We start from the raw sequence: 12,082 nt of genomic DNA on the forward strand, positions 1-12,082 counted from the left end.
ATTCTTTCGCAAACCCTGTTGAACCGCTGGCCCGCGAAAAAGGTTCGCCCACTATAGAAGCGTTCCCGTGATTGTCAATTGGGCCAAAGCGACCGTCTCGTTGTGCGGAAGAGTCTATATTGTATAGTATCTGGATAAGAAATGGTGCTTTGCATCACTAAGAAGCCTAGCCGGCTGCGGGCTTCCTGACGATGCCCTCCTGGGATGGCCGTCAATCGCGTGTCGGCAGGCTTGTACCATGGTCGAGTGAAGGCGGTGCACATTTGTCACTGGGGGTACATGTCCCTATAATCCACACCGCGCGACTGGCAGGTACTCGTTGTCATGCCCGTCCCGGCAGCGGCGAGCCCCCTACCTCAAACCACCGCCCGCTCGAGCCTGGTCCCATCGGTTGTAGAGCGAGCCAAGAGAGTGTGTATAGAGCCGTGAATAGCAAACGACCCGTCAACCTAGACCTCACCACCATACATTTCCCGCTTCCCGCCTTGACGTCGATCGCCCACCGCATTACCGGCGTCATCTTGTTCGTTGGCCTCATCTTTGCCTTCTGGGCGCTCGACAAGTCGCTGTCGTCGCCGGAAGGATTCGCAGCCGTCAAGGACGCGCTGGCACATAACTTCCTGGCGAAGCTGATCGCCTGGGGTCTGCTGTCGGCACTGGCATTCCATTTCGTGGCTGGCATCAAGCACCTGCTGATGGATGCCGATTTCGGCGTGACCCTTGAAGGTGGCGTCAAGAAGGCACAGGCCACCGTGGTCCTCAGTGCCGTCCTGATCATTCTGGCGGGAGTCTGGGTATGGTAACCAACATCACCAATCTGGGTCGTAGCGGCCTCTCCGACTGGCTGATTCAGCGTGTATCGGCTGTCATCCTGGCGCTCTATACGGTATTCATCGTCGCGTACCTGCTGTTCAACCCCGGGCTCGACTACGCCACCTGGAGCAACTTGTTTGCCCAGACCTGGATGCGCATCTTCTCTCTGCTGGCCTTTATCTCGCTTGCCGCGCACGCCTGGATCGGCCTGTGGACGGTAACCACCGACTACCTCAAGTCGACCAGCCTGCGTATCGGCGCCCAGATCGTCATCATCCTGGCCATTTTCGTGTTCCTGGTCTGGGGCATTCAAGTTCTGTGGGGAGCCTGATCCATGTCTAACATGCGTACCTTGACCTACGATGCCATCATCATCGGCGGTGGCGGTTCCGGCCTGCGTGCCGCGCTCGAACTGGCCAAGTCCGGCAAGAAGACCGCCGTGCTGTCCAAGGTCTTTCCGACTCGCTCGCACACTGTTTCCGCCCAGGGCGGGATCACCTGTGCCATCGCTTCGGCCGACCCCAATGACGACTGGCGCTGGCATATGTACGACACCGTCAAGGGCGGTGACTACATCACCGATCAGGACGCGGCCGAGTACATGTGCTCCGAAGGTCCCAAGGCGGTCTTCGAACTCGAGCACATGGGCCTGCCATTCTCGCGCTTCGACAACGGCCGGATCTACCAGCGTCCGTTCGGCGGTCAGTCCAAGAACTTCGGCGAAGGCGGCCAGGCGGCCCGCACCTGTGCCGCGGCTGACCGTACCGGTCATGCCCTGTTGCACACGCTTTACCAGAACAACCTGAAGAACAACACGACCTTCCTCAACGAGTGGTTCGCGGTCGATCTGGTCAAGAACGCCAACGGCGACGTGGTGGGTTGCATCGCCATGTGCATCGAGACCGGCGAAGTGGTGCACGTCAAGTCCAAGGCCACCGTCATGGCCACCGGCGGTGCCGGGCGGATCTACGCCTCCACCACCAACGCCTTGATCAACACCGGTGACGGCATCGGCATGGCGCTGCGCGCCGGCTTCCCGATGCAGGACATGGAGATGTGGCAGTTCCATCCCACCGGCATCTACGGCGCCGGCGTGCTGGTCACCGAAGGCTGCCGCGGCGAGGGTGGCTACCTGGTCAACAAGGACGGCGAGCGTTTCATGGAGCGCTATGCGCCCAACGCCAAGGACCTTGCCGGCCGCGACGTGGTGGCGCGCTCCATGGTCATGGAGATTCTCGAGGGCCGTGGCTGCGGCGAGAATGGCGATCACGTCTTCCTCAAGCTCGACCACCTGGGCGATGAGGTGCTCAACAAGCGCCTGCCGGGCATCAGCGAGCTGTCCAAGATCTTTGCCCACGTCGATCCGACCAATGCGCCGATCCCCGTGGTCCCGACCTGCCACTACATGATGGGCGGGATTCCGACCAACGTGCATGGCCAGGCGATCATGCAGGACGCCGACGGCAACGACCACATCGTCAACGGCCTGTTCGCCTGCGGCGAGGCGGCCTGTGTCTCGGTGCACGGCGCCAACCGGCTGGGCGGCAACTCGCTGCTCGACCTGGTGGTATTCGGCCGCGCGGCCGGCATGTTCATCGAGGGCGCGCTCAACGAGGGTATCGACTATCTTGATGCTTCCGAGAGCGACATCGATGCGGCCATGAAGCGCATGACCCGCTGGAACGAGTCCTCCGGCGGCGAGTCCGTGGCGGCCCTCAAGACCGAGCTGCAGAGCATCATGCAGAACTCCTTCGGCGTGTTCCGTCAGGAGGATCACATGCAGGAGGGCGTCAAGAAACTGGCCGACCTGCGTGGCCGCATTGCCGAGGCGCATCTTGTCGACAAGTCCGGCGCCTTCAATACCGCACGGGTCGAGGCGCTCGAGCTCGACAACCTGATGGAAGTGGCCGAGGCTACCGCCATCGCGGCGTTGGAGCGCAAGGAGAGCCGTGGCGCGCATTCCCGCTACGACTATCCGGATCGTGACGACACCAACTGGCTGAAGCACTCCATGTACTTCCCGGCCGAGAAGCGGGTCGGCAAGCGCGACGTCAACTTCAAGCCGAAGACCGTCGACACCTTCGAGCCGAAAATCCGTACTTACTAAGGGGGAGTCACGAGATGCTTCAGGTATCCATCTACCGCTACAACCCGGAAACCGACTCCGCGCCCTACATGCAGGAGTACCAGCTCGACACCCAGGGCCGCGACCTGATGGTCCTGAACGTGCTGGAGATGCTCAAGGCCGAGGACACCACCCTGGCCTTCCGTCGCAGCTGCCGCGAGGGCGTATGCGGTTCCGACGGCATGAACATGAACGGCAAGAACGGCCTGGCCTGCATCACTTCGATATCCGACGTGGTCAAGGACAACAAGCTGGTGCTGCGCCCGCTGCCGGGCCTGCCGGTGGTGCGCGACCTGGTGGTCGACATGGGCCTGTTCTACAAGCAGTACGAGCGCATTCAGCCGTACCTGCAGAACGATGAGCCGGCCCCGGCCATCGAGCGCCTGCAGTCGCCGGAAGATCGCGACAAGCTCGATGGGCTCTACGAGTGCATCCTGTGCGCCTGCTGTTCAACCTCCTGCCCGTCGTTCTGGTGGAACCCGGACAAGTTCGTCGGCCCGGCCGGCCTGCTGCAGTCCTACCGCTTCCTGGCGGATTCGCGTGACACTGCGACTCGCGAACGCCTGGCCGAGTTGGAGGATCCGTTCAGCGTGTTCCGCTGCCGCGGCATCATGAACTGCGTCGCGGTATGCCCGAAGGGTCTCAACCCGACGCGGGCGATCGGCAAGATTCGCGACATGCTGCTGGCGAATGCCACTTAAATCGTGGCGCGTAGCTTGCTATCATACTGGCCGCAGTGCGACCGCGACGTCATGTCGCGGTCGGCTCGCTGACAACAGCAAGAGAGCCGGTGCCACAGGTACCGGCTCTTGAGCATGAATCGCAAGGATTCCGGCTTCGCGGCCGGAACCGCCGGGAAGAGAAGATGCCCCCACCGGCAGGGGCACCAGCCAAGCCGTCGCGGCTGGCCCGCAACGGCGCCGACAACACCCCATCAGTGTAGGGTGACCGAGAGATGCAACAAGGCATAATGGAGTTGATGTGGAACAGCTCCCACGTGAGCGGCAGCAACGTTCACTATGTGGAAGCGCTCTACGAGCAATACCTCGCCGACCCAGGTTCCGTGCCCGAAGAATGGCGAACCTACTTCGATCAGCTGCCGAGCGTCGATGGCAGCGTCTCCCACGATGTCCCCCTCAGCCCCGTGCGCGATCAGTTCCAGCAGTTGGCCCGTGCGCGTCGGACGACCACCGCTGCCGCCGCCGCCGACAGTGGCGAGAGCAAGAAGCAGGTCAAGGTGTTGCAGTTGATCAACGCCTACCGCTTCCGGGGTCATCAGAAAGCCGACATCGACCCGCTCAAGCTGCGCAGCCAAGCTCCCATTCCCGACCTCGACCTCTCGTTCCACCAGCTTTCACCAGCCGATCTGGATACCGAATTCCAGACCGGCTCTTTCTTTCTGGGGATCGACAAGGCACCGCTGCGCAAGATCGTCGAGGCGCTGGAGCAGACCTACTGCCGTTCGATCGGCTGCGAGATCATGCACATCGTCGACACCGAGGAGAAGCGTTGGCTGCAGCAGCGCTTCGAATCGGTGCGCTCGGCGCCGAAATACAGTAGCGACGTGCGCAAGCATCTGCTGGAGCGTCTGAGCGCCGCGGAGGGCCTGGAAAACTATCTGGCTTCCAAGTACCCGGGCACCAAGCGTTTCGGCCTCGAGGGTGGTGAGTCGTTCATCCCCATGATGGACGAGCTGATCCAGCGTGGTGGTGGCTACGGCATCAAGGAGATGGTCATCGGCATGGCCCACCGTGGCCGCCTCAACCTGCTGGTCAACATCCTTGGCAAGAACCCTTCCGAACTGATCGACGAGTTCGACGGCAAGAAGCTGATCGAGCGCGGCTCGGGCGACGTCAAGTACCATCAGGGTTTCAGCTCTAACGTCATGACACCGGGCGGTGAGGTCCACCTGGCGCTGGCCTTCAACCCCTCCCACCTGGAGATCGTATCGCCGGTGGTCGAGGGCTCGGTACGCGCCCGCCAGGATCGCCGCGACGATCTCGAAGGCACCAAGGTCTTGCCGATCAACGTGCATGGCGATGCGGCCTTCGCCGGCCAGGGTGTGGTCATGGAGACATTCCAGATGTCCCAGACCCGCGCCTACAAGACCGGCGGTACGGTGCACATCGTCATCAACAATCAGGTCGGTTTCACCACCTCGCACCCGCAGGACACGCGCTCCACCGAGTACTGCACCGATATCGCCAAAATGGTCCAGGCGCCGATCATTCACGTCAACGGCGACGATCCAGATGCCGTGCTGCACGCGACTCAGGTGGCACTGGACTATCGCCAGCAGTTCAAGAAGGACGTGGTCATCGACCTGGTCTGCTATCGTCGCCGCGGCCACAACGAGGCCGACGAGCCGTCCGGCACTCAGCCGCTGATGTACCGCAAGATCAAGGATCATCCTTCCTCGCGTACCCTCTATGTCCAGCGCCTGGTAGAGCAGGGCGTGGTCACGGAGGACGAGGCCAAGGCGATGATCGAGACCTATCGCGAGGACCTGATGGCCGGCAATCACGTGGCCAACGCCCTGGTGCAGGAGCCCAACACCTCGCTGTTCGTCGACTGGAAGCCCTACCTCGGCCATGAGTGGAGCGGCTACGCCGACACCAGCGTCGAGATGAAGCGCCTGCAGCGGCTCGCCGCGCGCATGTGCGAAATTCCGGACGGCATTGAGGTCCAGCGCCAGGTGGCCAAGATCTACGAGGACCGCCGCAAGATGCAGGCCGGTGGCCTGGGTCTTAACTGGGGCTTCGCCGAAACCCTCGCCTACGCCACCCTGCTCGACGAGGGCCATCCGGTACGCATCACCGGCCAGGACGTGGGTCGCGGCACCTTCTCTCACCGCCATGCGGTAGTGCACAACCAGAAGGATGGCACCACCTACGTTCCGCTGCAGCACATGTCCGACGGACAGCCGCGCTTCACCATCCACGACTCCTTCCTCTCCGAGGAGGCGGTGCTGGCGTACGAATACGGTTACTCCACCACCGCTCCCAACGATCTGGTGATCTGGGAGGCGCAGTTCGGCGACTTCTTCAACGGCGCCCAGGTGGTTGTCGACCAGTTCATCTCGTCGGGCGAGACCAAGTGGGGCCGATTGTGCGGCCTGACCATGCTGCTGCCGCACGGTTACGAAGGGCAGGGGCCGGAGCACTCGTCTGCTCGTCTCGAGCGTTTCCTACAAATGTGCGCCGAGCACAACATGCAGGTCTGCGTGCCCACCACGCCGGCGCAGATCTTCCATCTGCTGCGGCGCCAGGTGATCCGCCCGCTGAGAAAGCCCTTGGTGGTGATGTCGCCCAAGAGCCTGCTGCGTCACAAGGAAGCGACCTCCAGCCTCGACGACCTGGCCAACGGCCATTTCAACATGGTGCTGGCGGATCAGGGCAACCTTGAGGCCCAGGAGGTTAAGCGCGTCGTCATGTGTGCCGGCAAGGTTTACTACGACCTGGCGGCCTGGCGCGCCGAGAACGAGCGCGAAGACACCGCCATCGTGCGCATCGAACAGCTCTACCCCTTTCCCAAGGAAGAGCTCTTCGAGGCGCTCAAGGACTACGCCAACCTCGAAAGCGTGGTGTGGTGTCAGGAGGAGCCGCTCAATCAGGGCGCCTGGTATTCGAGCCAGCACCACATGCGGGCCGTGGCCGACATGCTCAAGGCCGGCCTGGGCGGCGAGCTCAAGTTCGCCGGTCGCCCGGCATCGGCGGCACCCGCGGCGGGCTACATGTCCGTGCATACCGAACAGCAGCGCCAGCTGGTGGAAGACGCCTTCAATCTTTGAGGCGACCCACCGGGACGAGAGAGAACATACAAGGGAAACGACATGGCTACCGAGATCAAAGCGCCCACCTTTCCGGAATCCGTTGCCGAAGGCAGCGTGGCGGCCTGGCACAAGAAGCCGGGGGACAGCGTCGAGCGCGATGAGCTGATCGTCGAGATCGAAACGGACAAGGTGGTGCTCGAGGTGGTGGCGCCCGAAGCCGGCACCCTCTCCGAGGTGCTGGCGGAAGAGGGCGACACCGTGCAGTCCGAGCAGGTGCTGGGCAGGATCGGTGAAGGCGCCGCCAAGAGCGGTGGCGGTGACACGGGCGGCGAGCAGAAGAGTGAAAAAAACAGCGAGAAGGCCGACGCCAAGGCCGAGCCGAAGAGCGAAGCCAAGAGCGAGACCAAGGCGGCGCCTGCCGCTGGCGGCAAGTCTCATGAGGTGAAGGCACCGACCTTCCCCGAATCGATCCAGGAAGGCACCGTGGCCACCTGGCACAAGCAGGTCGGCGAGGCGGTGAAGCGCGACGAAGTGCTGGCCGATATCGAGACCGACAAGGTGGTGCTCGAGGTGGTGGCGCCGGCCGATGGCGCCATCGCCGAGATCAAGGCGGAAGAGGGCAGCCAGGTCGAATCCGAAGCCGTACTGGCAATTTTCACCGAAGGGGCGGGCGGTGCCGCCGCTACTGCGGCAGATGAAACGCCGGCGGCTTCCGCTGACGACGGCTCCGGCGACGAGAAGATCGGCGACAAGATCCTGGCGCCGGCGGCACGCAAGATGGTTGCCGAGCATGACCTTGACGTCAGCAGGATCGAAGGCACCGGCAAGGGCGGTCGCATCCTCAAGGAGGACGTGCAGCGCGCCGTTCAGGCCGGTTCGGCCAAGAAGAGCGCCGCTGCTCCGGCCGCCGCACCCAAGCAGGCCGCGGCTGCCGCGCCGGTCGTCGAGGGCGAGCGTCCCGAGAAGCGCGTGCCGATGAGCCGCCTGCGCCAGACTATCGCCAAGCGCCTGGTCCAGGCCCAGCAGACTGCCGCCATGCTCACCACCTACAACGAGGTGGACATGGGTGCGGTGATGGAGCTGCGCGCGCAGTACAAGGACACCTTTCTCAAGGCCCACGACGTCAAGCTCGGCTTCATGGGCTTCTTCGTCAAGGCGGCCGCCGAGGCACTCAAGCGTTTCCCTGACGTCAACGCCTCCATCGACGGCACCGATATCGTCTACCACGGCTACCAGGACATCGGCGTGGCGGTTTCCACCGACCGTGGCCTGGTGGTACCGGTGCTGCGCGATACCGACAGCATGAAGATCGCCGACGTTGAGAAGGGCATCGTCGACTTCGGCAAGCGTGCGCGTGACGGCAAGCTCGGCATTGACGAGATGCAGGGCGGTACCTTCACCATCACCAACGGCGGCATCTTCGGCTCGCTGATGTCGACGCCGATCATCAACCCGCCGCAGACCGCCATCCTGGGCATGCACAAGATCCAGGAGCGTCCCATGGCCGTCAACGGCAAGGTCGAGATCCGCCCGATGATGTACCTGGCCCTGTCATACGATCACCGTATGATCGACGGCAAGGATGCGGTGCAGTTCCTGGTCACCATCAAGGAGCTGCTCGAGGATCCGGCGCGCCTGTTGCTGGATATCTGATGGCGCCCGAATCAACGGACTCAAACGCGAACCGATCAACAGGAAAACCACATGGCCGATAAATTTGATGTGATCGTCATCGGTGCGGGCCCCGGGGGCTACGTGGCCGCCATCCGTGCCGCCCAGTTGGGGCTGAAGACTGCCTGCGTCGAGAAGTGGGTCAACAAGGAAGGCAAGACCGTGCATGGCGGTACCTGCCTGAACGTGGGCTGCATCCCCTCCAAGGCGCTGCTCGAGACGTCCCACAAGTTCGTCGAAGCACGCGATCACTTCGCCGAGATCGGCATCGATCTCGAAGCACCCAAGGCCAACGTCGCCAAGATGCTGGAGTTCAAGAACTCCGTCATCGCCAAGAACGTGGGCGGTATCAGCGCGCTGTTCAAGGCCAACGGCGTCACCGCAATCGACGGTACCGGCAAGGTGGTCGGCACCAAGAAGGTCGAAGTCACCGGCCATGACGGCGAGACGGCGACCTATGAAGCCGACAACATCGTCATAGCTGCCGGCTCGGTACCGGTAGAGATTCCGCCGACCCCGCTGCACGAGGATATCGTCGTCACCTCCACCGGTGCGCTGGAATTCACTGAAGTGCCGAAGCGCCTTGGCGTAATCGGCGCCGGCGTGATCGGGCTCGAGCTGGGCAGCGTATGGAGTCGCCTGGGCGCCGAGACCGTCGTGCTCGAGGCCATGGATGCCTTCCTGCCGATGGTGGATAAGGACGTAGCCAAGGAGACCCAGAAGCTGCTCAAGAAGCAGGGCCTGGACATCAAGCTTAACGCGCGCGTAACCGGCTCCGAGGTCAAGGGCAACGAGGTGGTGGTCAAGTACAGCGACAACGATGGCGACCAGGAGGTGACCTTCGACAAGCTGATCGTCTGCGTCGGCCGCCGCCCCTACACCAAGGGCGTGGTCGACGAGGCCGTCGGCGTGGGCCTGGACGAGCGTGGGTTCATCCACGTTGACGATCAGTGCCGCACCAGCGTGCCGGGCATCTACGCCATCGGTGACTGCGTGCGCGGTCCGATGCTGGCCCACAAGGCCTCGGAAGAGGGCGTGATGGTCGCCGACATCATCGCCGGCCACAAGGCCGAGATGAACTACGACGCCATCCCCAGCGTGATCTACACCTCACCGGAAGTGGCCTGGGTCGGCATGACCGAGCAGGAGGCCAAGGCCAAGGGCATCGAGGTCAAGACCGGCAGCTTCCCGTTCGCGGCCAATGGCCGGGCGCTGGCCAACAATGCCCCTGAGGGTATGGCCAAGATCATTGCCGACGCCGAGACCGACCGCATCCTGGGCATGCACATCGTCAGCCAGCATGCCGGCGAATTGATCGCCCAGGGCGTGATCGCCATGGAGTTCGGCTCCAGCGCCGAGGACCTGGCGCTGACCTGCTACGCGCACCCCAGCACCGCCGAAGCGATCCACGAGGCGGCACTGGCGGTGGATGGACACGCGATTCACATGGCCAACCGCAAGAAGCGCAAGTAGGCGAGATAGCCAAGAGGGACAACAAGCGCCATCCGCAGATGGCGCGTCGTGCCCGGCCATGTACCGGGCGCGAACGGGGGTAACCCGATACTCACCGCCATACGCGGGGTTTCGCGGTTGCCATTCGAGTCACATGCAACCAATGGCATGAATCGATGAACCTTCACGAGTATCAAGGCAAGCAGCTGTTTGCTGATTATGGTCTGCCGGTATCCAAGGGCTTCGCAGTCGACACCCCCGAGGAAGCGGCGGAAGCCTGCAAGAAGATCGGCGGCGAAATGTGGGTGGTCAAGGCCCAGGTTCACGCTGGTGGCCGCGGCAAGGCCGGCGGCGTCAAGCTGATCAAGAGCCCAGAAGAAGCCAAGGCCTTCGCCGAGCAGTGGCTGGGCAAGAACTTGGTGACCTACCAGACCGACGAGAACGGTCAGCCGGTTGCCAAGATCCTGGTCGAGAACTGCACCGACATCGCCAATGAGCTCTACCTGGGCGCGGTGGTCGATCGTGCCACCCGTCGCGTGGTGTTCATGGCTTCCACCGAGGGCGGGGTCGAGATCGAGAAGGTCGCCGAGGAAACTCCCGAGAAGATCCTCAAGGCCGAGATCGATCCGCTGGTCGGCGCGCAGCCGTACCAGGCGCGCGAGCTGGCCTTCGCCCTGGGCCTGAAGGGCGACCAGGTCAAGCAGTTCACCAAGATCTTCCTGGGTCTGTCGCGCCTGTTCCACGAGAAGGACCTGGCGCTGCTCGAGATCAACCCGCTGGTGATCACCGACGAAGGCAACCTCCACTGCCTCGACGCCAAGCTCAACCTGGACAGCAACGCCCTGTACCGTCATCCGGACCTGCAGGCGATGCGTGACCCCTCCCAGGAAGACGAGCGCGAAGCCGAAGCGGCGGCGTGGGAACTGAACTACGTGGCCCTGGAAGGCAACATTGGCTGCATGGTCAACGGCGCTGGCCTGGCCATGGGCACCATGGACATCATCAAGCTCAACGGCGGCCAGCCGGCCAACTTCCTCGACGTGGGCGGCGGTGCGACCAAGGAGCGTGTGGCGGAAGCCTTCAAGCTGATTCTCTCCGACGATTCCGTCAAGGCCGTGCTGGTCAACATCTTCGGCGGTATCGTGCGCTGCGACATGATCGCCGAGGGTATCATCGGTGCCGTCGAGCAAGTCGGCGTCAACGTGCCGGTCGTGGTACGTCTCGAAGGTAACAACGCCGAGCTGGGTGCCGAGAAGCTGGCCTCCAGCGGTCTGAACATCATCGCTGCTACCAGCCTGACCGATGCGGCTCAGCAGGTCGTCAAGGCAGCGGAGGGCAAGTAATGAGCATCCTGATCGACAAGAACACCAAGGTCATCTGCCAAGGCTTCACCGGCGGGCAGGGGACCTTCCACTCCGAGCAGGCGATCGCCTACGGCACCCAGATGGTCGGGGGCGTGACCCCGGGCAAGGGCGGTCAGGAGCACCTGGGCCTGCCGGTGTTCAACACCGTCAAGGAAGCGGTCGAGAAGACCGGTGCCGAGGCCAGCGTGATCTACGTCCCGGCCGCCTTCTGCAAGGACTCGATCCTCGAAGCCGCCAACGCCGGCATCAAGCTGATCGTGTGCATCACCGAGGGCATCCCGACGCTGGACATGCTCGACGTCAAGGTGAAGTGCGACGAGCTGGGCGTGCGCCTGATCGGCCCGAACTGCCCCGGCGTGATCACCCCGGGCGAGAGCAAGATCGGCATTATGCCGGGGCATATCCACCAGCCGGGCCGTGTGGGCATCGTGTCGCGCTCCGGCACCCTGACCTACGAAGCGGTCAAGCAGACCACCGACCACGGCTTCGGCCAGTCCACCTGCGTGGGCATCGGCGGCGATCCGATCCCGGGCTCCAACTTCATCGACATCCTCGAGATGTTCGAGAAGGACCCGAAGACCGAGGCGATCGTCATGATCGGCGAGATCGGCGGTACCGCCGAAGAAGAGGCCGCGGCCTTCATCAAGGCCAACGTGACCAAGCCGGTTGTGTCCTACATCGCCGGTGTCACCGCGCCTCCGGGCAAGCGCATGGGCCACGCCGGTGCCATCATCTCGGGTGGCAAGGGCACGGCAGACGAGAAGTTCGCCGCGCTGGAAGACGCCGGCGTGCGCACCGTCCGCTCCCTGGCCGAGATCGGCGATGCACTGAAGGACGTCACCGGCTGGTAAGCCGTCGACGATCCGTCAGACAAGAGGGCGCCCT

At 63.3% G+C, this 12,082-nt stretch carries 9 protein-coding genes; all 9 read left to right on the forward strand.

From position 1 onward, the window contains the following. Positions 1 to 425 precede the first annotated feature (425 nt). Complete coding sequence (gene sdhC, locus HNO52_RS06685; protein ID WP_197568393.1) at positions 426 to 803, forward strand: succinate dehydrogenase, cytochrome b556 subunit; 378 nt, start codon at positions 426 to 428, stop codon at positions 801 to 803. Continuing rightward, the gene (gene sdhD, locus HNO52_RS06690) at positions 797 to 1,144 is read left to right on the forward strand and encodes a succinate dehydrogenase, hydrophobic membrane anchor protein (protein WP_197568394.1); all 348 of its coding nucleotides are present in this window, start codon (positions 797 to 799) and stop codon (positions 1,142 to 1,144) included. The genes sdhC and sdhD overlap by 7 nt, the downstream gene beginning before the upstream one ends. 3 nt (positions 1,145 to 1,147) lie before the next feature. Beyond that, complete coding sequence (sdhA, locus tag HNO52_RS06695) at positions 1,148 to 2,920, forward strand: succinate dehydrogenase flavoprotein subunit (RefSeq protein ID WP_197568395.1); 1,773 nt, start codon at positions 1,148 to 1,150, stop codon at positions 2,918 to 2,920. A gap of 14 nt (positions 2,921 to 2,934) precedes the next feature. Continuing rightward, entirely contained in the window at positions 2,935 to 3,639 is a 705-nt protein-coding gene (locus HNO52_RS06700; protein ID WP_167120260.1) for a succinate dehydrogenase iron-sulfur subunit, read from the forward strand. 254 nt (positions 3,640 to 3,893) lie between these two features. After that, on the forward strand, positions 3,894 to 6,728 hold the full coding sequence (locus HNO52_RS06705) for a 2-oxoglutarate dehydrogenase E1 component (protein WP_197568396.1): 2,835 nt from the start codon (positions 3,894 to 3,896) through the stop codon (positions 6,726 to 6,728). A gap of 42 nt (positions 6,729 to 6,770) precedes the next feature. Beyond that, the gene (gene odhB / locus HNO52_RS06710) at positions 6,771 to 8,363 is read left to right on the forward strand and encodes a 2-oxoglutarate dehydrogenase complex dihydrolipoyllysine-residue succinyltransferase (protein WP_197568397.1); all 1,593 of its coding nucleotides are present in this window, start codon (positions 6,771 to 6,773) and stop codon (positions 8,361 to 8,363) included. Between the two features lie 51 nt (positions 8,364 to 8,414). Then, on the forward strand, positions 8,415 to 9,854 hold the full coding sequence (gene lpdA / locus HNO52_RS06715; protein WP_197568398.1) for a dihydrolipoyl dehydrogenase: 1,440 nt from the start codon (positions 8,415 to 8,417) through the stop codon (positions 9,852 to 9,854). Positions 9,855 to 10,009: 155 nt separating this feature from the next. Next, a complete protein-coding gene (sucC, locus tag HNO52_RS06720) occupies positions 10,010 to 11,176 on the forward strand; it encodes an ADP-forming succinate--CoA ligase subunit beta (RefSeq protein ID WP_197568399.1) in 1,167 nt (388 codons plus the stop codon). Beyond that, complete coding sequence (gene sucD, locus HNO52_RS06725; protein ID WP_197568400.1) at positions 11,176 to 12,048, forward strand: succinate--CoA ligase subunit alpha; 873 nt, start codon at positions 11,176 to 11,178, stop codon at positions 12,046 to 12,048. The genes sucC and sucD overlap by 1 nt, the downstream gene beginning before the upstream one ends. Positions 12,049 to 12,082 lie beyond the last annotated feature (34 nt).

This window comes from Halomonas sp. MCCC 1A13316, assembly GCF_014931605.1.
Taxonomy (GTDB): Bacteria; Pseudomonadota; Gammaproteobacteria; order Pseudomonadales; family Halomonadaceae; genus Halomonas.